Origin of the sequence: Flavobacterium proteolyticum, assembly GCF_015223105.1 — a bacterium.
Taxonomy (GTDB): Bacteria; Bacteroidota; Bacteroidia; order Flavobacteriales; family Flavobacteriaceae; genus Flavobacterium; species Flavobacterium proteolyticum.
Map to the genome: position 1 here is coordinate 42,634 of NZ_JADFTZ010000001.1, position 22,552 is coordinate 65,185.

Below are 22,552 nucleotides of genomic sequence, written 5' to 3' on the forward strand. Positions count from 1 at the left end.
TTCGTGGCTAACAACAATTTATTTTCCGATTTTGAAGCCGTTTCTTCTAAACAATGGAAGCAACAAATTCAATACGAGCTAAAAGGTGCTGATTACAACGAAACTTTAGTTTGGGAAAGTCCGGAAGGCATTAAAGTGAAACCGTTTTATCATAATGATGAAACCGAAGTTAATCTTGATGCAATCACTCCTTCTAAACCTTTTGCAATAGTTCAAAATATTTTTGTTCACGATGTAAAAAAATCGAATGCTCGTGCGTTAGAAACATTACAAAGAGGAGCAGAAAGTGTTCGTTTTACTTTAGAAAATGATGCAGTTTCAATTGAAGAATTGATGCAAAACCTTCCGTTAGAAAACGTAAATTATTATTTCAGTTTACCATTTCTTTCTGTAGAATTTTCAAATAAAATAAACGAGTTTACTTCAAAAAATAAAGTTAACATCTTTATACAAAATGACCCAATTGGACAATTAGCAAAAGATGGCAATTGGTTTGAAAACCTTGAAAAAGATTTTGAAAAACTTAATACAATTGCTTCAAAAACAACTGTTCCGTTTTTAACTATTTCAAGCGGAATTTATCAAAACGCTGGTGCGAATATCGTACAACAATTGGCTTACACTTTAGCGCAAGCAAACGAATATTTCAATAGAATTCCAGCCATAAACCAACCGATTACGATTGAAGTTGCGGTTGGAACAAATTACTTTTTCGAAATTGCGAAACTAAGAGCATTACGTCTTTTATTCAATACATTAGCATCAGAATACAATCATAATTTTGATTGCCATATCATCGCAACACCAACAAAACGGAACAAAACATTATACGATTATAACGTAAATATGTTGCGTACGACTACGGAATGTATGTCGGCTATTTTAGGTGGAGCTGATGCGGTTGCCAATTTAGCTTACGATGCCATTTATCACAAAGACAACGAGTTTGGCGATAGAATTTCGAGAAATCAATTGTTAGTTTTAAAACACGAAAGTTATTTCGACAAAGTAAATAATCCTGCTGATGGTGCTTATTACATTGAAATGTTAACAGAACAATTAGCCGAAAAAGCCTTGGAATTATTTAAAGACATCGAGAAAAATGGCGGATTGATTTCGCAATTAATCGATGGAACGATTCAAAGAAAAATCAACGAAAGCGCACAAAAAGAACAAGAACTTTTCGATTCAGGGAAAGAAGTTTTATTAGGAACTAACAAGTATCCAAACAAAAACGACCAAATGAAAAACGATTTGGAATTGTATCCTTTCGTGAAACAAAACGCCAGAAAAACATTAATCACACCGATTATTGAAAAACGTTTGGCTGAAAAATTAGAACAAGAACGATTATCTCAAGAGCAATAATCATGAGAAAAGACATACAACATTTAAAGTTAGAAGTTAAAAGTCAGAAATCAGAAGTTTCTGAAAAACAAGACTTCACAACTGCAGAAGGAATTGAAGTTAAACCAACCTATTCTAAAGAAGATATTTCCGATTTAGAACATCTTGGTTTTGGAGCTGGTTTTGCACCCAATTTACGCGGACCATACGCAACTATGTACGTTCGCCGTCCTTGGACAATCCGTCAATATGCGGGATTTTCTACTGCTGAAGAAAGTAATGCTTTTTACAGAAGAAATCTTGCAGCTGGACAAAAAGGTCTTTCTGTTGCCTTCGATTTAGCAACACACCGCGGTTACGATTCTGACCACGAACGAGTAGTTGGTGATGTTGGAAAAGCTGGAGTTGCGATTGACTCGGTGGAAGATATGAAAGTCCTTTTCGACCAAATTCCGTTAGGTGAAATGTCGGTTTCGATGACGATGAATGGTGCGGTTTTACCTATCATGGCATTTTATATCGTGGCTGCGGAAGAACAAGGCGTTGCTCCTAACCTATTGTCGGGAACAATTCAGAATGATATTTTGAAGGAATTCATGGTACGAAATACCTATATTTATCCACCAACGCCTTCGATGAAAATTATTGCGGATATTTTCGAATATACGAGTAAAAATATGCCAAAATTCAACTCGATTTCGATTTCGGGTTACCACATGCAAGAAGCGGGAGCTACTGCAGATATTGAATTAGCCTACACTTTAGCAGATGGTTTGGAGTACATTCGCACTGGTTTAGCAGCTGGAATGGATATTGATACCTTTGCTCCTCGCCTTTCGTTTTTCTGGGCGATTGGAATGAATCATTTTATGGAAATTGCAAAAATGCGTGCCAGTCGTATGCTTTGGGCAAAACTATTGAAACAATTCAACCCAAAAGACGAAAAATCACTGGCTTTAAGAACGCATTGCCAAACTTCGGGTTGGAGTTTAACGGAGCAAGATCCTTTTAATAACGTAGCCCGAACTGCTATTGAAGCAGCCGCAGCAGCCTTTGGAGGAACGCAATCGTTACACACCAATGCTTTAGACGAAGCGATTGCTTTACCAACCGATTTCTCAGCTCGAATTGCTCGTAATACCCAAATCTTTTTACAGGAAGAAACTAAAATTTGCAAAACGGTGGATCCTTGGGCGGGAAGTTATTATGTAGAAAGTTTAACGGCTGAAATTGCTGAAAAAGCTTGGGCTTTAATTGAAGAAGTAGAAGCACTTGGCGGAATGACAAAAGCGATTGAAGCTGGAATTCCAAAATTAAGAATTGAAGAAGCTGCAGCGCGCAAACAAGCACGTATTGATAGCAGTCAAGATATTATTGTTGGAGTGAATAAATACCGTTTGGAAAAAGAAGATCCGTTACATATTTTGGATGTGGATAACCAAATGGTGCGCAAACAACAAATTGAACGTTTAGAACAAATTAAAGCCACTCGCGATAACGCTAAAGTTGCCGAATGTTTAGCAAAATTAACCGAAAGCGCTAAAAATGGTGGTGAAAATTTACTATCTTTAGCCGTAGAAGCAGCACGAAACAGAGCTACATTAGGCGAGATTAGTGATGCTTTAGAAGTAGTTTTCGGAAGATATAAAGCACAAATTAGAAGTTTTAGCGGCGTGTATAGTAAAGAAATTAAAAACGACGAAAGTTTTGAAAAAGCAAAACAATTAGCCGATGCTTTCGCGAAGAAAGAAGGGCGTCGTCCTCGTATTATGATTGCGAAAATGGGACAAGACGGTCACGATCGTGGTGCCAAAGTAGTAGCAACAGGTTATGCCGACGTAGGTTTTGACGTTGACATTGGTCCTTTATTCCAAACGCCACAAGAAGCTGCGAAACAAGCTGTTGAAAACGACGTGCATATTTTAGGTGTTTCTTCATTAGCAGCGGGACACAAAACTTTAGTACCACAAGTGATTGAAGAACTAAAAAAATACGGAAGAGAAGATATTATGGTAATTGTAGGTGGAGTAATCCCAGCGCAAGACTACCAATTCTTATTCGACGCCGGAGCTGTAGCAGTTTTTGGCCCTGGAACTAAAATTAGCGATGCCGCGATTACGATTTTAGAGGTTTTATTGGAGGAGTAAATAAAGACTTGTCATGCTGAACTCGTTTCAGCAACTAAAAATAAAAAACACCAGCAGAAATGTTGGTGTTTTTTATTTAATCCCATCCACCGCCATCACACCTTCCAAAAAATCAATACTTTTCACTTCTTCAAAAAAGTCGATTTCGGTTTCGTGAGGTAAAAAATCGGAGATGATGCGCACGATAAAATCTTGTGGTTTCTTTAAATATTTAAACGTGTAATCTTCCATATTTACAACCGTTTTTTCGGCTAAATCGGTTGTTCTTACAAACTTATCAGAAGTTAAGGAAGACAAACAAGGTAAATTTAGCTTTGGGTTTTCGGTGATAATGGGTTTTCCGTTTTCAAACAAGCCACCTTCGTAACCGTATAGCGAAGCATTGGTAATTTCGATAGGTTTTCCTAAGTGCAAATAATCAGGTAAATGGGCTTCTTTTCCTACCACAGCTGCAAAACCCATTAACACACAAATATCGTGTGGCGGCATTTGCATCATCGCCTTAGCCGTACTTTCACGACCAATTCCAGAAACAATTACTTCGTACGTATGATTCAAATTCGGAATTCGAGCTAAAGCGTTTAAGACTTTCTCTCGCTCAATTTCCATCGGTGTTAGTATTACAATCTTCAAAATCTCAGAATTAAATCACAAAATAAAGTAATTTGAAGAAATTAGAGCGTGTATATTTTTTATATTTTTGTGTCATGTCAAAACTACCTAACATCACTACCAGTATTTTCTCTGTAATGTCGCAATTAGCGAATGAGCACGGCGCTATTAATTTATCACAAGGATTTCCCAATTTCCCTGAAGACGAACGTTTGTTACAAATTTCGGAGCGCTTAATTCGTTCGAATATTCACCAATACACACCGATGGCAGGTTTGCCTTCACTATTGGAGAAAATTGCGAATCAAACCTTAAAACAATACGGTAGAAAAGTCAATACTGCATCCGAAATATTGATTACTGCTGGCGCTACACAAGGCGTTTTTACAGCGATTAACACATTTGTAAATCAGGGAGATGAAGTGTTGATTTTAGATCCAAGTTATGACAGTTACGAACCTTCGGTTTTAGTTGCTGGTGGAAAACCAGTTCGTGTTTCATTAAACGATGATTACACACCCAATTTCAACCGAATTGAAAGCGCAATTTCTACTAAAACCAAAATGATTGTCATCAATAATCCGCACAATCCTACTGGGAGAATTTGGACAGAACAAGATTTTGAAGCTTTAGAAACCATTTTAGAAAAACATCCTCAAATTCTTATTTTAGGTGACGAAGTGTACGAATATATTACGTTTTCGCAACCGCATATTTCGTTTAACACACGTCCAAAATTAGTAGAGCGAACCATTATCGCTTCTTCTTTTGGAAAATCGTTGCATGTTACGGGTTGGAAAGTGGGTTATTTAATTGCACCTGAACATCTAATGTTCGAAATGAAGAAAGTACATCAATTTTTAGTGTTTAGTGTGAATAGTTTTTCGCAACACGCTATTTCAGAATACTTGGATGTGGTTGATTTTAGCGAAGTTTCTAAAATGTACCAACGCAAACGCGATTTGTTTCAAAACTTAATTAAAAACAGCCGTTTTGAGTTAATGCCTTGCGATGGAACGTATTTTCAAGTGGTGAATTATAACCAAATTTCGAATAAAAACGATGTGGATTTTGCTAAGGAATTAATCGTAAATCATGGAGTGGCTTCCATTCCGATTTCAGTTTTTTATAATGATGCTACGGATAGACACATGCTTCGTTTTTGTTTTGCCAAAACGGATGAAACTTTGATAGCGGCGACTGAAAAACTAAATCAAATTTAAATCCTTCAAATTGGTTTTATTTTGAAGTATTAAGTCATTTTAAAATAAAAAAACAAGCTAACATTCAGCCAAATAACACTTTAACCCATTGTTAACAAAATTGCCTTGAAAAAACCATAAATAATTGTATTTTTACGGCTTAAAATTTTCAATAATCAAATGGGTAAAATCATTGCAATTGCCAATCAAAAAGGTGGTGTAGGAAAAACAACTACATCTGTTAACTTAGCAGCTTCTCTTGGTGTTTTAGAAAAAAAAGTACTTTTAATCGATGCTGACCCGCAAGCTAATGCGAGTTCGGGCTTAGGAATCGATGTAGAAAGTGTGGAAATTGGTTCGTACCAAGTTCTAGAGCATAGTGCTACTCCAGAAGAAGCAACCGTTTCTTGTTCGGCACCAAATGTTTCGGTGATTCCAGCTCATATTGACTTGGTGGCTATCGAAATTGAATTAGTTGACAAAGAAAATCGCGAGTACATGCTAAAAACAGCATTAGAAAGTGTAAAAGACAAATACGATTATATTTTAATTGATTGTGCTCCTTCATTAGGTTTATTAACTTTGAATGCTTTAACCGCTGCAGATAGCGTGGTTATTCCAATTCAGTGCGAATATTTTGCCTTAGAAGGTTTAGGAAAATTATTGAACACGATTAAAAGTGTTCAAAAAATCCACAATCCAAACTTAGATATTGAAGGATTGTTATTAACCATGTACGATTCTCGTTTGCGTTTATCGAACCAAGTGGTGGAAGAAGTTCAAAAGCATTTTAACGACATGGTTTTTGAAACAGTAATTCAAAGAAATATTAAATTGAGTGAAGCTCCAAGTTTTGGAGAAAGTATCATTAATTACGACGCTACCAGTAAAGGCGCTTCTAATTATTTGAACTTGGCAGAAGAAATTATTAAGAAAAATCAATAATAGAGTAAGATGACAAAAGCGGTAAAAAAACAAGCCTTAGGAAGAGGATTATCGGCTTTATTGAAAGATCCAGAAAACGATATTAAATCGGTTGAGGACAAAAACGCAGATAAAGTTGTAGGAAATATTATTGAGCTTGATATCGAATCGATTGAAATTAATCCGTTTCAACCGAGAACGAATTTCAACGAAGAAACGTTACAAGAATTAGCCAAATCGATTAAAGAATTAGGCGTAATTCAACCTATTACAGTTAGAAAATTAGATTTCAATAACTACCAATTAATTTCGGGAGAACGTCGTTTGCGTGCTTCTAAATTAATCGGATTAAAAACGATTCCGGCTTACATTCGTTTGGCTAATGATAACGAATCCTTGGTTATGGCATTGGTGGAAAACATCCAACGTCATGATTTAGATCCAATCGAGGTTGCGATTTCGTATCAAAGATTAATCGAAGAAATCAATTTAACGCAAGAAGAATTGAGTGAGCGCGTGGGTAAAAAACGTTCTACGATTACCAATTATTTACGTTTATTGAAATTAGATCCAATCATTCAAACTGGAATGCGTGACGGTTTTATTTCGATGGGACACGGAAGAGCTTTGATTAATATTGACAACCAAGATGTTCAGAGCGACATTTATCATAAAGTCGTAACACAAAATCTATCGGTTAGAGAAACAGAAGCTTTGGTAAAAAATTATCAAGATAGCTTAAAACCAAAAACAGCTAAACCTGCAAAAGGAAACTCATTTGACATCAACGAAGAAGAGAAAAAAGCATTTGCTAACTATTTTGGAACTAAAGTTGATGTAAAAGTAGCAGGTAACGGAAAAGGAAAAATCACCATTCCATTTCACTCTGAAGAAGACTTTAATCGCATTTTAAAATTAATCAACTCTTAGTGAGAAAGCTGCATTACATATTTATTTTTACTTGTCTTTTTCTAAGTTTTAAAGGAAGAGCACAAGAGGAAATGACATTAAAAACGCAAGATACAGTGAAAGCTGTTATTGACCCTAATCGTCCTGCTAGAGCGGCTTTTTATTCGGCTTTAGTTCCTGGACTTGGACAAGCTTACAACAAAAAATATTGGAAAGTTCCTATTGTTTATATTGGACTAGGTGTCGGAATTTATTCTTACACTTGGAATCAGAAAAAATACCAAGGATTTAGAGATGAATACAAAAGGAGATTAGATGGAACTTCAGATCCTAATCATCCTATTTATGGTGGATTAGATAACGACAGATTAATTCGTGGACAAAAATTTCATCAAAGAAATAGAGATTTATCTGCTTTAATTACTGCTGGAATTTACATTTTAAATATCGTTGACGCTAATATTGACGCACATCTTATGCAGTTTAATGTCAACGATAATTTGTCTTTAAAACCCGATATGAATCAAAATCAAATTGATTACAAGTTCAATTACGGAATGACGCTTACTTATAGTTTTTAACAAAATATTAGGTAACAGTTCGATTAATACAACTACTAACTACTATGAAAATTGCACTTTTAGGATACGGAAAAATGGGAAAAGTTATTGAAAGAATAGCTTTAGAACGAGGACATGAAATCGTATTAAAAAAAGATCACGATAATACATTTGAAGGTTTATTAAATGCCGATGTTGCTATCGATTTTAGTGTTCCTGATAGTGCCGTAGGAAATATTTCTGAATGTTTAAATAATGGAATTCCCGTAATTTCAGGAACTACAGGTTGGTTAACCGATTATCCGAAAATGGCACAATTGTGTGAAGAAAAAAATGGAAGTTTTATTTATGCTTCTAATTTTAGTTTAGGTGTAAACGTGTTTTTTGAATTGAACGAATATTTAGCCAAAATGATGGCCAACTTGAAACAATACAAAGTTTCAATGGAAGAAATTCATCACACTCAAAAGTTAGATGCACCGAGCGGAACAGCAATTACATTAGCCGAAGGAGTTATCAAACATACCGATTATGCCAATTGGACATTAGAAACTCCAATTAGTAATGACTCGAGCAATAGCGAACAGGCGAAGCAAATTCATATTGAAGCAAAACGTATTGAAAACGTACCTGGAACACACAGTATTTTTTATGACAGCGAAGTGGACCAAATCGAAATCAAGCACACGGCACACAGCAGAGAAGGTTTTGCCTTAGGAGCTGTTGTTGCAGCCGAGTGGTTAGTTGGAAAAAAAGGGGTTTTCACTATGAAAGATGTTTTAGGTTTATCTTCAAAATAAACAATTATACAATTTAACAAATAAACGATATTAAAAATGGAAATATCAGGTTGGTTAGTATTTATCTTATTAGTTCAAGTAATTCACGGAATTGGAACTTGGAAATTATATGTAAAAGCAGGTAGAAAAGCATGGGAAGCATTTGTTCCGGTGTATAACGGAATTGTCTTAATGCAAATCATCAACCGCCCAAAATGGTGGATTTTATTGCTTTTTATTCCCGTTATTAACTTGTTTTTATTTCCAATTATTTGGATTGAAACTCTAAGGACTTTTGGTAAAAAATCAACGGTTGATATGGTTTTAGGTGTGGTTACCTTAGGTTTTTACATCGCTTATGTAAATTACACACAAGAAACAACTTATCATGCTGATCGTGATTTAAAAGCGCCTAACAAAACTATGGATACATTAGGTTCATTATCGTTTGCTGTTGTTGTAGCAACTTTAGTTCACACGTATTTCATCCAACCGTACACAATTCCAACCTCATCATTAGAAAAATCGTTATTGATTGGCGACTTTTTATTTGTAAGTAAATTTCATTACGGAGCCAGAACTCCAATGACGCCTATTGCTGCGCCAATGGTTCATGATACTTTACCAATTATTAAAACAAAATCATATTTAGCAAAACCTTCATTACCTTATTTCCGTTTTCCTGCATTACAAAAAATTGAGCGTAATGATATTGTGGTTTTTAACTGGCCTGCAGATACTTTGTTTCACATGTACAAAGCAGCAGATAAAAGATATGATAAACCTATCGATAAAAAAACCAATTACGTAAAACGTTGCACCGCTATCCCTGGTGATAAAATAGAAATTAGAGATGGCATCATTTTTATTAACGGAAAAGAATCGATTCTTCCTGAAAGAGCAAAACCGCAGTATTCATATAAAGTAGCTTGGGATGGGAAAACTCCAGTTGATTTAGATTACATTAAAAAAGAACTTAATATAACGGACGCTTTTGGTCAAATTGCAAAAGACACTTTAATTTTTAGTGCTTTACCCCGAGCTTCTGTTGACAGATTAAAAAATATTCCGGGACTTACCAAAGTAGAACGCATCATTCATAAAGAAACGGATAAATCTATTTTCCCAGGAACTAAAGATTGGAACGTAGATAACTTAGGACCAATTTACATTCCTGAGGCTGGAAAATCAGTAGAATTAAACAAAGAAACACTGCCTTTTTATAAAAAAGTAATTGGCGAGTACGAAGGAAACGACTTGAAAGTAAACGGAGATGAAATTCGTATTAACGGTCAAGTTGCAACATCATATACTTTTAAACAAGATTATTATTGGATGATGGGAGACAACCGTCATAATTCATTAGACTCTCGTTATTGGGGATTTGTTCCAGCAGATCACATAGTTGGAAAACCAATTTTCATTTGGATGAGTATTGATGGTATTAACGATGGTATCAGAAATTGGAGCATTCGTTGGGACAGATTATTCACAACCGTTAGCGGAGATGGGCAACCAAAATCGTATTTCCAATATTTCTTAATTGCTTTAGCTGCTTACTTTGCTTTTGATTACTTTAGAAAGAAAAAGAAAAAGAAAGAAGAAGCATAATATAATTTTAAACGAATTTCACTAATTAGCACGAATCAATTTGTGATAATTAGTGAAATTCGTGTTTTTAAAACAATATTTTATCATGAACAATATTCTTATACATCCAACTTATTTCCCATCGATTAGTCATTATGTAGCAATGCTTCAAGCGGATTCAGTTACGTTTGAAATGGAAGATAATTTTCAAAAACAAACTAATAGAAATAGGATGTACATTTATAGTCCAAATGGAGTTCAAATGTTGAATATCCCAATCAAACATTCAAAAGACAAGCACCAAAAATATAAAGATGTCCGCATTGAAAACGATTTTGGATGGCAAAAAAATCACTTTAAATCCTTAGAAGCGGCTTATCGAACTTCGCCTTTTTTTGAATATTTTGAAGATGATTTTAGACCGTTATTTGAGAAAAAACATGAGTTTTTAATGGATTTAAATTTAGAAATTTTCGAATTGGTAAACGATTCTTTGGGAATTAATATACAACCAGAAAAGACTACAGAATTCTTCCATGAAGTTTCTGATTATAATGATTTCAGACCTTTAGTAAACGGAAAAAAAGACACCACTCAATTAGAAGAATACACTCAGGTTTTTAATGAAAAACATGGATTTCTCAATAATTTAAGCATTTTAGACTTGCTATTTAACGAAGGAAGATATGCGGTTGATTATTTAAAAAATCAAAAATTATAATGCTACTTATCTTCTTCTTTTATAATTTTTAAACGTGTAATTTGAGGAAAATGATCGCTTTGTAAAAAAGTATCCATTGATGTAAATTGTTTTACTTCAATATTATTTTCTACAAAAATGTAATCAATTCGGGCTGGATAGTATTTGTAATTGTATGATTTTCCAAAACCAGTACCTGCTTGTTCAAAAACATCATTCATATCGCCTTTTATAGTACGATATACATAAGAAAAAGCACTATTATTCAAATCGCCACATACAATTTTAGAAAAATTACAACCTTCAAAATGCGCTCTAATTAATTCCGCTTGATGTTGTTGTAATGTGAAAGCTTCACTTAAGCGTTTGAAAATAAATTTTGATTTTGCTTCATCTATTTCTTCATGAATATCGGTACTGATTTTTATCGATTGCAAGTGCATACTATAAACACGAATCGTATCATTTTCTTTAACAATATCAGCAAAAATTACGTTGTTACTTGAATTAGGAAACTCAATTTCTCCCTCATCAATAATTTTATATTTTGAATAGATAGCTTGACCATATTTATTTTTTCCTCCGTATAACTTAATATAACTAAATGGAAACATTTTGGTATTAACTCGGTCACTCGGAGAAAATTCTTGTAAACACAAAATATCTGGTTTCTGTTCCTCAATTAACTTAGAAATTTGCTCTGGAACATCATTTTGTGGAAGCCATTCGTACAAATTAAAAAGACGTACGTTGTAGCTCATCAAAGTAAAATCGCTCTCTTCTTTAGGTAAATTCGTTTCCGAAAATTTATAAAAACGATTAATAAATGTTATTCCTAAAAGCAAAACCAATCCCGATAGTAACATGTATCGCTTTAATTGCAACAGCCAATACACAAAAAAGAAAAAATTCAGGATTAAAAACAAAGGCAAAATAAGCGACAAAACACTCAAAAAAGGAAAGGCTTTTGGAGCTAAAAAAGGTAATGAATAAGCAAGGAAAGTTAATACAGCGAGTACTATATTAAAAAAGAACATTATTTTGCTTAACCATGACTGTCTCTGCATTTATTTTCCAGCTTTGAAGAGAAACTCTTTTTCCTCTTTAGTTAGACTATCATAACCCGATTTACTAATCTTATCTAAAATATCATCAATCTGCTTTTGCGTGATATCTTTCTCTGTAAACGAATTTACTACTTTTTTTGTTGCATTGCGATGTACCTTTTTAAATGGTGTTTTCTTTTTCGGTTTGAATACGTTTACAAAAAAGTCTAAAATCATTGAAATACCTTTACTTAAATCAATTCCTGATTGTAACAACTTAATGTAAATAAATCCAAAAAGTGCACCTCCTAAATGGGCAATATGTCCGCCAGTATTATCTAATGGCAACTGAATTAAATCAACTAATAAAATTACAAAAGTAACATGCCAAAGTTTTACAATTCCAACCAAAGGAATACGCAATAACATAAAAGGAGCATAAGTTGTAGCACTTAGTAGAATAGCCATAATAGCTCCGCTAGCACCAACTAACAAACCTGATTTTCCAATGACAATATAAGAAAGCACAAAGGTTAGTCCAGAGAAAATTCCGCCTAAAATATAAACTCCTAATAATTGTTTATCGGTAAAATAAGTTGAAAACAATCTTCCCGAAAAATGGAGCACCATCAGATTAAAAATCAAATGCAAAAATCCAGCATGAAAGAAATTAAACGTGATTAATGTCCATGGAGTACGAATAAAAGTCCCAAAATCAGACGATAAAGCAATCCATGTTGGAATTTGAAAACTTCCAACAGAAAAACTATAAAAAAATACCAACGAAAACAAGAAGAAACCAATGTTCCAAAAGATTAACTTTTGCACCATCCCTCCTGTTTTGTATTGTAGTTTTAAATCGTCTAAAATGTTCATCTTTTTTCTTTGTTCTTTTTTCTTTGTTCTTTTTTCTATCTTCTAAAAAACTATCTATCCCAACGGTTTTGATTGAACTGATTTTTCTTCCAATACCACATCATAATAAAACCAATTAATGCACCACCCACGTGGGCAAAATGGGCAATGTTTCCACCAAAAATACTATAACCTGTTACTCCTGAAAACAAATCTAACAAGACAATTACAGGAACAAAATATTTAGCTTTAATAGGAACGGGAATAAACATCATCATTAACTCCGCATTTGGAAACATAAAGGCAAAAGCTACCAATAAACCATAAATAGCTCCAGAGGCTCCAACTGCAGGTGTGTTGTATACATCACCCATTTGATTCACATAATTTTGAATCAAAGTAGTATCAGCGACATTTATATTTACACTTCCTCCATTTAATAACGTTTTAATATCTGCAACAGAAATACCATTTTGTAATAACATATTTTGTGCATCATGAAAATGGTAATAATTTACTCCTGAATGAATTAAAGCAGCACCCAATCCACAAGAAAAATAGAAAAACAAAAACTTTTTTGCTCCCCAAAAATGTTCTAAAGCACTTCCAAAAGAAATCAAAGCAAACATATTAAAGAAAATATGCATTAAACTTCCGTGCATGAACATATATGATATAGGCTGCCAAAATTTAAAACTATCGTTTTCAAAATAATGAAGCGCTAATAGTCCATTGGCCTGTGGCACAACAAAACTTCCTATAAAAAATAAAACGTTAATAATTAATAACTGTTTTACGGTGTCGGTCATATTATTCATTATAAGGCAAATCTTTTATCTAAATCTTCTACCGTTAACGTGATAAAAGTAGGTTTTTGAAAAGGCGAAACATTCGGATCTTTACAAGCAAATAACGAATTTACTAAATTTTCTTGCTCCTTTTCGGTTAAATAAGTTCCCGTTTTTACAGCCATACTTTTTGCCATCGATTTGGCAATACTATCACTTTGTGAAAAACTACTTTCTGGAATTTCATTTTGTAGATTTCCAATCAATTCTTCTAAAACAATAGAAACTTCACTTTCTGCCATTCCAATAGGTAATCCAGAAATTTGAACAGAATCAGCATTGAAAGCATCAAAAACAAATCCAGTATTTTCCAGTGACGATTGTAATTCTTTCAATAAAATCATTTCATCAGAAGAAAAATACAATTCCAATGGAAATAACAATTGTTGGCTCGAAGCTTTTTGAACCGTAATATTAGTCAGAAATTGTTCGTATAACACACGTTGGTGCGCTCTACCTTGATCAATTACCAACATTCCCGATTTTATTGCACTAACAATATACTTTTTATGAATTTGATAGGTAGAAGTAGTTTTAGTTTCTATCACATCATCATCAAATAATTTACTCGTAACTTCTTCGCTTTCAAAAGAAAAAGCCTCAATTTCTTGTGTGTCTTGTTTTAACCCAACATACAAACTTTCCCAACTTGCGGTAGCCGTTTCCTTTTTATAACTTCCAAAAGAAGATAACGGTTTCGAACTCGGTTTCTCAGTCGCAAACGGATTAAAATTCGAATCCACTTGAATGGTTGGAAAATCAGCTTCTCTATTTTTGTATTCGTAAGGTGTATCTAAATTGGCATCGCGTTCAAAATCTAAAACGGGAGCCACATTAAACTGCCCTAAACTATGTTTTACTGCCGAACGCAAAATTGCATATAACGAATGTTCGTCGTCGAACTTAATTTCGGTTTTCGTTGGATGAATGTTAATATCGATAGTATGCGGCGGAACTTGCAAATACAAGAAATAACTTGGTTGATTGCCTTCTTTCAATAATCCTTCATAAGCACTCATAATCGCATGATGCAAATACGCACTTTTGATATATCTATCGTTCACAAAGAAAAACTGTTCGCCTCTACTCTTTTTAGCGAATTCGGGTTTTCCCACAAATCCAGAAATGGTAATTAATTCGGTTTCTTCAGAAACTGGCACTAATTTTTCATTGGTTTTTCCTCCGAAAATATTAACGATGCGTTGACGGTAATTCGAACTTGGTAAATTATACAATTCACTTCCATTATGCATCAAAGTAAACGAAATCGAAGGATGCGCCATCGCAACTCGTTGGAATTCATCCATTACATGACGAAATTCTACCGTTTCCGATTTCAAGAAATTTCTTCTGGCTGGAATATTGAAAAACAAATTCTTAACCGCAAACGAAGTTCCTTTTGGTAAAACAGCTACGTCTTGGGTTACCAATTTACTTCCTTCAATAATGATATGAGTTCCAAGTTCTTCTTGGTCCTGTTTTGTTTTTAATTCCACGTGGGCAATCGCAGCAATAGAAGCTAGTGCTTCGCCGCGAAAACCTTTGGTATGCAAATCAAATAAATCTTCTGCTTTTCGGATTTTAGAAGTAGCATGACGTTCGAAACACAAACGGGCATCGGTTGTATTCATACCTAAACCGTTATCAATTACTTGAACTAAGGTTTTTCCTGCTTCTTTAACGATTAATTTGATATCGGTTGATTTGGCATCAACGGCATTTTCCAACAACTCTTTCACTACAGAAGCTGGGCGTTGCACCACTTCTCCCGCAGCAATTTGATTGGCAACATGATCGGGTAAAAGTTGAATAATACTCGCTGCCATTATTTTCTTCTAAATATGGAAAAATCGAAATCGATGATAAAGAAAAAAATCAATACCAAAATTAAGGCAATGATAATAACGCGCATATTGAACGAACGATTTTTTCTATTTCTACTAGCATCTCTTGCATCGCTCCACATTGCTCGCATATCATTATAACTTGCGGTTTCTCTATCGCGTCGTATTGCAGAATCAAAATCAAATGGATTATCTACCGTTTTACCTTCGTAATGACGAGGCGTGTAATTAAATCTTTTGTTCTTTGGCATTCTACCTTTTCCAAACTTAATCATGTCGCATTATTTTTTTCAAATTTAAGGATTTTTACGCGTTTAATCTCCAAATTTTTGTTAACAAAAAATCCCGATGAAAATCGGGATTTAGTATATTGATTTTAAAGGAAATCCTTTTATTTTCTATTCAAATCTACCATTTTAATAGCTGCAATAGCGGCTTCTACACCTTTGTTTCCGTGTTTCCCACCACTTCTATCTAACGATTGTTGCATGTTATTATCGGTCAAAACACAAAAGATGGTTGGTACATCGTATAAAAGATTTAAGTCTTTCATACCTTGAGTTACCCCTTCACAAACAAACTCAAAATGCATGGTTTCTCCTTTAATCACACAACCAATCACAATTACAGCATCTAGCTCTAATTTTTCATGCATTTGGCGAGCTCCGAAAATCAATTCGAAACTTCCTGGTACGTTCCAGCGAATAATGTTTTCTGGTAAAGCTCCACAATCGGTTAAAGCAGCGAAAGCTCCATTATACAAACCTTCGGTTACTTGTTCGTTCCATTCTGAAACAACAATCCCAAACCGAAAATCTTTCGCATTTGGGATTGTGTTTTTATCGTAATTGGATAAATTTTTATTTTCTGTTGCCATTCTTATTCTGTCATTGCAATGAAAGCGTCAATATTCATTCCTTCTTTAGAAGTTTCATATTTCTCTTTAATCTCAACAAATAAAGCATGAGCTTCTGCTTTTTTACCAGCAGTTAAATACAATTGAGCTGCTTTTAATAGATATCTTGGCGTCGTGAAATCATTTTCTGAAGCTTCAGCCGCTTTTTTGTAATGAGCAATAGCATCATCTACTTTGTTAGTTTCTGACAAAGCATCTCCGATAGCACCTAAAGCAATTGGTTTTAAAATAGCATCTTCCGATTTAAATTTCTCTAAATACGTAATCGCATTTTTAAAATCACCTAAGTTTAAGTAAGCCATACCAGCGTGGTAATTAGCTAAGTTTCCAGCAGCAGTACCTGAATATTGTTCAGCAACTTGTAAGAATCCTAATTTACCTTCACCACCTTTAAGTGCTAAATTATATAAAGAATCGTTTTTCTCTGTAGCATCAACCGCTTGTTGAAAAAATTGTTGTGCTTGGAAAATTTCGTTAGCTGCTTTTTCTTCTTTAGGCTCAACAACAAATCTGTTAAATAATAAATATCCTAAAGTTCCAATCGCAATTGCACCTACAATACCTAAAATCACTTTTTGATTTTTAGCTACCCAATCCTCAGTTTTTGAAGCTGTTTCATCTAAAGTATTGAAAACCTCTGCTGTAGTACTATCTTGTACATCTACTGCTTCTACTTCTTCAAACTCGTTTTCAACTTTTGCTTCTTCAGGTTTTGGAGCTTTGTAACCTCTTTTGTTATATGTTGCCATTTATTTTTAATTTAATGAGGTGCAAAAATATAATTTTTATTAAAATTTAAAACCATTTTTGTAGATATTTTTAAGATTTTCAATTTACTTTTGCAGGAAGTCTTACTTTTAGTCATCTAACAACCCTTATTTATTGTGTTTTTAAAACAGTTATCTTTACTTAATTATAAGAATTTAGCCCAAATCGAATTTGATTTTGACGCTAAAATCAATTGTTTTGTTGGGAAAAACGGCGTTGGAAAAACCAATGTTTTAGATGCTATTTACCATTTGGCCTACGGAAAAAGCTATTTCAATCCGTTAGCGGTACAAAATATCAAACATGGCGAAGAGTTTTTTGTAATTGATGCTTTACTTGAAAAAAACGGCAAAGAAGAAAAAATCGTTTGCAGTTTAAAAAAAGGGCAAAAGAAAACCATCAAACGTAACGGAAAAGTTTACGAAAAACTTTCTGAACATTTAGGATTAATTCCTTTGGTAATTATTTCTCCTTCTGATGCCGATTTGATTGTGGAAGGAAGTGAAACTCGAAGAAAATTTATTGATAGTGTAATTGGAACATTGGATAATCAATATTTGCAATTGTTGATTCAATATCAAAAAACGTTAGCACAGCGAAATGCTTTATTGAAATATTTTGCTTTAAACCAAACTTTTGATGCAGATAATTTATCGATTTACAACGAACAATTAAGCGAAACTGGGCAGCTAATCTTCGAAAAAAGAAACCAGTTTTTAAACGATTTCATCCCGATTTTCCAAAAGCATCACACCAATATTTCGGGTGGAAATGAATCAGTTGCTTTACGTTACGAAAGTCAATTGTTCGAAAAAGATTTATTATCGCTATTAGAAGAATCGCTACAAAAGGACAGAATCATACAATATACAAGTAACGGAATTCATAAAGACGATTTGATTTTTGAAATCGATGGTTTCCCAATTAAGAAATTTGGCTCACAAGGCCAACAGAAATCATTTTTGATTGCGTTGAAATTAGCGCAATTCGAGTTTATGAAAAAGCAAAGTGGCGAATTACCGATTCTTCTTTTCGATGATATTTTCGATAAATTAGATGAAACGCGTGTTCAAAAAATCGTAACCATGGTAAATGATGCCGTTTTTGGACAAATTTTTATTTCTGACACGCATGCCGAACGAACAGAGATGATTATTAAAGAAACACATCAATCGTATAAAATATTTCCGATTTAAATTTCAATAATTTTTAGGAACACAGATGGAACAGATTTTAAAAATTATTAAAATTTCTTTAATCTGTGTTCCAAAAAAAATACTCCATAATGTTGAATTTGAAAATTACCACATAAACATTACATTTGAAAAAAATTATTCTAATGCATATTCAAACCAATTTCTCCTTAAAAAATTATAATACTTTTGGAATTGAAGCTAAAGCTAAACAATTTGTTTCTGTTTCTTCTATCGATGAATTGAAAGAAGTATTGACCGTTAACCACGATATTTTTATTTTGGGTGGCGGAAGCAACATGTTGTTAACGCAAGATATCGAAAAATTAGTCGTTCATGTGAATTTAAAAGGAAGAGAAATTGTAGAAGAAAATGATGATTTTGCTATCGTAAAAGCACAAGCTGGTGAAAATTGGCACGAATTTGTACTTTGGTGCATCGACCAAAATTTTGGTGGAATTGAAAATTTATCATTGATTCCAGGAAATGTAGGTACAACTCCTATTCAAAATATTGGAGCATATGGAGTAGAAATTAAAGATACTATGTTTTCTTGTGACGCATTGAATTTGAAAACATTAGAAATCGAAACTTTCACCAATGCACAATGTAAATTCGAATATCGCGAAAGTGTTTTCAAAAACGAATTGAAAAATCAATACATCATTACTTCGGTTAGTTTTAAATTAACGAAAAGAAATCATAAAGTTTCCACGACTTATGGTGCAATTGAAACGGAATTAAAACAAAACGGAATCGAAAACCCAACCTTAAAAGACGTTAGCAATGCTGTAATTGCCATTCGTCAAAGCAAATTACCTGACCCTAAAGAATTAGGCAACAGTGGAAGTTTCTTTAAAAACCCGATTATTCCCAAAGAAGCTTACGAAAAAGCAAAAGCACTTCACCCCGATATGCCACATTATGTAGTTTCTGAAACGGAAGTAAAAGTTCCTGCAGGTTGGTTAATTGAACAAGCTGGTTTTAAAGGCAAACGTTTTGGTGATGCTGGAGTTCATAAAAATCAAGCCTTAGTTTTAGTGAATTACGGAACAGCAACGGGAGCCGAAATTGTAGCGCTTTCGAGAAATATCCAACAAACGATTTTAGAAAAATTTGGAATTGCGATAGAAGCGGAAGTTAACATTATTTAGTTGGGAGAAGAAAGTTGGGAGTTTAAAATCTTGGCGTGCTTTTTTAAACACATAGACACATTAGATTTGTTTTGTGTTGATTTTAGGCATTTCACTTTTCATAGGCAACATAAGAAATCCGTTTAAATCTGCGTTTTGCATTAGCAAATCTGTTCTATCCGCGTGCTAAATTTTCTAACTTTAAAGATTTCTTCCATTTCTTAAATCTGTGTTCCAAAAATTTTGAATTTGTTTTTGAGATTTGTTTGGAATTTGGGATTTGTTATTTGGATTTTAATTAATTTTGCAGTTCAAAATAGAAAAAAAATGAAACTTGTATTAGTAACCATTGGACTTTTAGGACTTGCGTTTGCAGGTATCGCGATAAAAATTTGGGCAAAAAAAGACGGAAAATTCGCTGGAACTTGTGCTAGCCAAAGTCCGTTTTTGAATAAAGATGGAGAAAACTGTAGCTTTTGCGGAAAAACTCCAGAACAAATGAAAGACTGCAGCGAACCTTCGCACTCTTAATTTTCAAAATTTATGATACTAACAATACTCTTAATCGCTTTTGCGGTTATCGTGTTTATTCAATTTATTTATTACCTTTTTATTTTCGGAAAATTTTCATTTGGTAAAAAAACCGAAGGAACTCCGAAACGTTTACCTATTTCAATCATTGTTTGTGCTAAAAACGAAGAAGAAAATATCAAAAAGTATTTTCAAACTTTGGTTACCCAAAACTATCCTGATTACGAAATTGTCTTAATTGACGATGCTTCGAGCGATGAAACTTTGGAATTATTTGAAAGTTACGAAAAGCAATATTCGAATGTAAAATTGGTAAAGGTTCAAAATAACGAAGCCTTTTGGGGTAATAAAAAATTCGCGTTAACATTAGGAATTAAAGCTGCAAAAAACGAGTATTTAGTATTTACCGATGCAGATTGTTATCCGGCTTCAAACGATTGGTTGTTGCAAATTTCGACTCAGTTTACCAAAGAAAAAACGATTGTTTTAGGTTATGGCGCTTACGAAAAAGTGAAGAATTCATTCCTTAACAAAATCATTCGTTTTGAAACAATGTTAACTGCTACACAATATTTTTCTTGGGCGAAAATTGGCAAACCTTATATGGGTGTTGGACGCAATTTAGCTTATAAAAAAGAAGAATTTTTCAATGTTCGTGGTTTTATGGATCACATGAAAATTCGTTCGGGTGATGATGATTTATTTATCAATCAAGCAGCGACAAAGAAGAATACTGCAATTTTATACACGCCAGAAAGTTTTACTTTTTCGGAACCAAAAACTACTTTTTCGTCTTGGGTGTATCAAAAAAGAAGACATGCTACGACTTCAAAATACTACAAAGGATTTGATAAATTTCAATTGGGATTATTTTTCTTTAGTCAGTTTTGGTTTTTAGTTTTGGCAATTGTTTTATTAGCATTTCAATTCCAATGGATGATTGTAACTGGAATAATCGTTTTTAGATATTTATTCACTTGGATTTCTTTAGGCTATGCCGCTGGAAAACTAAAAGAAAAAGATGTGATGTATTGGTATCCGATTATTGAAATTGTGCTTATCTTTACACAACTGAGCGTATTTTTTAGAAACCTCATCTCAAAACCTGTACATTGGAAGTAAATTCGGTAATTATTCAAGAAAACATTGAAAAAGCAAAAAAGGGAGACCAAGTTGCTTTCACGTTTTTATTGGACTTTTTCTGGAATGAAGTTTACGGATTCATGCTAAAACGCACCGAAAACGAAACCGATACCGAAGATATTGTAATTGAAACTTTTGCAAAAGCTTTTGATAAAATCGCAACCTATAATCCCGAATATGGTTTTAATACTTGGTTGATTGCGATTGCAAAAAACGTTCATATCGACATGCTTCGCAAAAAGAAATCGTCTTTATTTATTGAAATGAACGACGAAGAAGACCATCAAGCCTACAGCGTTGCTGATGATTCCAATTCTGCCGAAGATGAATTGATTATCGAGCAAAATCTAGCTCAATTACTACAATACATCAAACAATTAAAACCTGCTTATCAGGAAGTCATTCAAATGCGTTATTTTCAGGAAATGACGTATCAAGAAATGGCAGAACAAATTGATGAACCGCTGAATAACATCAAAATTAAATTGCTTAGAGCTAAGAAATTATTGGCGGAGATTATTTCTGGAAAATAAACTTCTAAACAAATCTTAAAACTTTACATTCTTTTATAGAAATCCACCATTTCTAATTATCTTTGCCTATCAAAATTTTGATTATGGACACGGCTATTGACAATGTTTTTCCACCCAGAGAACCCAAACCAAAATGGTTGCGCGTAAAATTACCAACCGGTAAAAACTACACCGAACTTAGAGGTTTAGTAGACAAATACAAACTGAATACGATTTGTACTTCGGGAAGTTGTCCTAATATGGGCGAATGTTGGGGCGAAGGAACGGCAACTTTCATGATTTTAGGAAATATTTGTACGCGTTCATGCGGCTTTTGTGGCGTAAAAACGGGTCGCCCTGAAGATGTGGATTGGGATGAACCTGAAAAAGTAGCGCGTTCTATCAAAATTATGAACATCAAGCACGCGGTTATTACTAGCGTGGACCGTGATGATTTAAAAGATATGGGTTCGATTATTTGGGCAGAAACCGTGAAAGCGATTCGCCGAATGAATCCTAATACTACTTTAGAAACGTTAATTCCAGACTTTCAAGGGAATACTAGAAATTTAGATAGAATTATTGAAGTTGCTCCAGAAGTAGTTTCTCACAATATGGAAACTGTAAAACGATTAACTCGTGAAGTGCGTATTCAAGCGAAATACGAGAAAAGTTTAGAAGTGTTACGCTATTTAAAAGAACAAGGCATCAAAAGAACAAAATCGGGCATTATGTTAGGTTTAGGTGAAACAGAAGAAGAAGTGATTCAAGTTTTACACGATTTAGCCGATGCAAAAGTCGATATTGTAACGATTGGCCAATACTTACAACCGAGTAAAAAACATTTACCGGTTAAAGAATACATCACGCCAGAACAATTTGCGAAATACGAACAAATAGGAAAAGAATTAGGTTTTAGACATGTAGAAAGTGGCGCTTTAGTGCGTTCGTCTTATCACGCGGAGAAACACATTCACTAAAAGTTCAAACTCA

The 22,552-nt window shown here is 33.8% G+C and carries 23 protein-coding genes; 15 read left to right on the plus strand and 8 right to left on the minus strand.

All coding sequences use genetic code 11. From position 1 onward, the window contains the following. The first annotated feature begins 3 nt into the window (after nt 1-3). The gene (locus IM755_RS00190) at nt 4-1,368 is read left to right on the plus strand and encodes a methylmalonyl-CoA mutase subunit beta (RefSeq protein ID WP_194093084.1); all 1,365 of its coding nucleotides are present in this window, start codon (nt 4-6) and stop codon (nt 1,366-1,368) included. Continuing rightward, nucleotides 1,368-3,494: a methylmalonyl-CoA mutase gene (gene scpA / locus IM755_RS00195; protein WP_194094414.1), complete on the plus strand. Its 2,127-nt coding sequence runs from the start codon at nt 1,368-1,370 to the stop codon at nt 3,492-3,494. Before IM755_RS00190 ends, scpA begins: the two co-directional genes overlap by 1 nt. Before the next feature lie 72 nt (nt 3,495-3,566). On the opposite strand, the gene IM755_RS00200 is transcribed toward scpA, so the two are convergent. Beyond that, on the minus strand, nt 3,567-4,103 hold the full coding sequence (locus IM755_RS00200) for a hypothetical protein (RefSeq protein ID WP_194093085.1): 537 nt from the start codon (nt 4,101-4,103) through the stop codon (nt 3,567-3,569). Nucleotides 4,104-4,201: 98 nt separating this feature from the next. Between IM755_RS00200 and IM755_RS00205 the strand changes: the two genes are divergently transcribed. The 7 genes from IM755_RS00205 (at nt 4,202) to IM755_RS00235 (ending at nt 10,791) form a co-directional block, all read left to right on the plus strand. After that, nucleotides 4,202-5,329, plus strand: a complete 1,128-nt coding sequence (locus IM755_RS00205) for a methionine aminotransferase (RefSeq protein ID WP_194093086.1) — start codon at nt 4,202-4,204, stop codon at nt 5,327-5,329. 159 nt (nt 5,330-5,488) lie between these two features. After that, a complete protein-coding gene (locus tag IM755_RS00210; protein ID WP_111567688.1) occupies nt 5,489-6,253 on the plus strand; it encodes a ParA family protein in 765 nt (254 codons plus the stop codon). Between the two features lie 9 nt (nt 6,254-6,262). Beyond that, nucleotides 6,263-7,162 (plus strand): ParB/RepB/Spo0J family partition protein, encoded by a 900-nt coding sequence (locus tag IM755_RS00215; RefSeq protein ID WP_194093087.1) that lies wholly within the window; start codon nt 6,263-6,265, stop codon nt 7,160-7,162. Further along, on the plus strand, nt 7,162-7,722 hold the full coding sequence (locus IM755_RS00220; RefSeq protein WP_194093088.1) for a DUF5683 domain-containing protein: 561 nt from the start codon (nt 7,162-7,164) through the stop codon (nt 7,720-7,722). The genes IM755_RS00215 and IM755_RS00220 overlap by 1 nt, the downstream gene beginning before the upstream one ends. A gap of 44 nt (nt 7,723-7,766) precedes the next feature. Beyond that, complete coding sequence (gene dapB / locus IM755_RS00225) at nt 7,767-8,501, plus strand: 4-hydroxy-tetrahydrodipicolinate reductase (RefSeq protein WP_194093089.1); 735 nt, start codon at nt 7,767-7,769, stop codon at nt 8,499-8,501. 36 nt (nt 8,502-8,537) lie between these two features. Then, nucleotides 8,538-10,091, plus strand: a complete 1,554-nt coding sequence (gene lepB / locus IM755_RS00230) for a signal peptidase I (RefSeq protein WP_194093090.1) — start codon at nt 8,538-8,540, stop codon at nt 10,089-10,091. Nucleotides 10,092-10,176: 85 nt separating this feature from the next. Next, complete coding sequence (locus tag IM755_RS00235) at nt 10,177-10,791, plus strand: WbqC family protein (RefSeq protein ID WP_194093091.1); 615 nt, start codon at nt 10,177-10,179, stop codon at nt 10,789-10,791. A gap of 2 nt (nt 10,792-10,793) precedes the next feature. Here the strand turns inward: IM755_RS00235 and IM755_RS00240 are convergent, their stop codons facing one another. The 7 genes from IM755_RS00240 to IM755_RS00270 all read right to left on the minus strand — a co-directional run bounded on the left by IM755_RS00240 (nt 10,794) and on the right by IM755_RS00270 (nt 17,028). Beyond that, nucleotides 10,794-11,837, minus strand: coding sequence for an endonuclease/exonuclease/phosphatase family protein (locus IM755_RS00240; RefSeq protein WP_194093092.1), 1,044 nt, complete (start codon nt 11,835-11,837; stop codon nt 10,794-10,796). Further along, nucleotides 11,838-12,692: a rhomboid family intramembrane serine protease gene (locus IM755_RS00245; RefSeq protein WP_194093093.1), complete on the minus strand. Its 855-nt coding sequence runs from the start codon at nt 12,690-12,692 to the stop codon at nt 11,838-11,840. It abuts the gene before it with no gap. Between the two features lie 50 nt (nt 12,693-12,742). Continuing rightward, nucleotides 12,743-13,489 (minus strand): rhomboid family intramembrane serine protease, encoded by a 747-nt coding sequence (locus IM755_RS00250; protein WP_194093094.1) that lies wholly within the window; start codon nt 13,487-13,489, stop codon nt 12,743-12,745. Then, complete coding sequence (mutL, locus tag IM755_RS00255; protein ID WP_194093095.1) at nt 13,489-15,345, minus strand: DNA mismatch repair endonuclease MutL; 1,857 nt, start codon at nt 15,343-15,345, stop codon at nt 13,489-13,491. Before mutL ends, IM755_RS00250 begins: the two co-directional genes overlap by 1 nt. Continuing rightward, nucleotides 15,345-15,638: a hypothetical protein gene (locus tag IM755_RS00260; protein WP_026724847.1), complete on the minus strand. Its 294-nt coding sequence runs from the start codon at nt 15,636-15,638 to the stop codon at nt 15,345-15,347. The genes mutL and IM755_RS00260 overlap by 1 nt, the downstream gene beginning before the upstream one ends. 116 nt (nt 15,639-15,754) lie before the next feature. Then, nucleotides 15,755-16,240, minus strand: a complete 486-nt coding sequence (ribH, locus tag IM755_RS00265; RefSeq protein WP_026724848.1) for a 6,7-dimethyl-8-ribityllumazine synthase — start codon at nt 16,238-16,240, stop codon at nt 15,755-15,757. A 2-nt stretch (nt 16,241-16,242) separates the two neighbouring features. Further along, complete coding sequence (locus IM755_RS00270) at nt 16,243-17,028, minus strand: tetratricopeptide repeat protein (protein WP_194093096.1); 786 nt, start codon at nt 17,026-17,028, stop codon at nt 16,243-16,245. Between the two features lie 135 nt (nt 17,029-17,163). Between IM755_RS00270 and recF the strand changes: the two genes are divergently transcribed. The 6 genes from recF (at nt 17,164) to lipA (ending at nt 22,539) form a co-directional block, all read left to right on the plus strand. Then, nucleotides 17,164-18,243 carry a DNA replication/repair protein RecF gene (gene recF / locus IM755_RS00275; RefSeq protein ID WP_194093097.1) on the plus strand — a complete coding sequence of 360 codons (1,080 nt, stop codon included), beginning with the start codon at nt 17,164-17,166 and terminating at the stop codon, nt 18,241-18,243. Nucleotides 18,244-18,386: 143 nt separating this feature from the next. After that, on the plus strand, nt 18,387-19,394 hold the full coding sequence (murB, locus tag IM755_RS00280; protein ID WP_194094416.1) for a UDP-N-acetylmuramate dehydrogenase: 1,008 nt from the start codon (nt 18,387-18,389) through the stop codon (nt 19,392-19,394). Nucleotides 19,395-19,700: 306 nt separating this feature from the next. After that, nucleotides 19,701-19,904: a membrane or secreted protein gene (locus IM755_RS00285; protein ID WP_194093098.1), complete on the plus strand. Its 204-nt coding sequence runs from the start codon at nt 19,701-19,703 to the stop codon at nt 19,902-19,904. A gap of 12 nt (nt 19,905-19,916) precedes the next feature. Next, nucleotides 19,917-21,026 (plus strand): glycosyltransferase, encoded by a 1,110-nt coding sequence (locus IM755_RS00290; protein ID WP_194093099.1) that lies wholly within the window; start codon nt 19,917-19,919, stop codon nt 21,024-21,026. Further along, complete coding sequence (locus tag IM755_RS00295) at nt 21,017-21,580, plus strand: RNA polymerase sigma factor (protein WP_073580296.1); 564 nt, start codon at nt 21,017-21,019, stop codon at nt 21,578-21,580. The genes IM755_RS00290 and IM755_RS00295 overlap by 10 nt, the downstream gene beginning before the upstream one ends. 83 nt (nt 21,581-21,663) lie before the next feature. Then, a complete protein-coding gene (lipA, locus tag IM755_RS00300; protein ID WP_026724855.1) occupies nt 21,664-22,539 on the plus strand; it encodes a lipoyl synthase in 876 nt (291 codons plus the stop codon). Nucleotides 22,540-22,552: the final 13 nt, after the last annotated feature.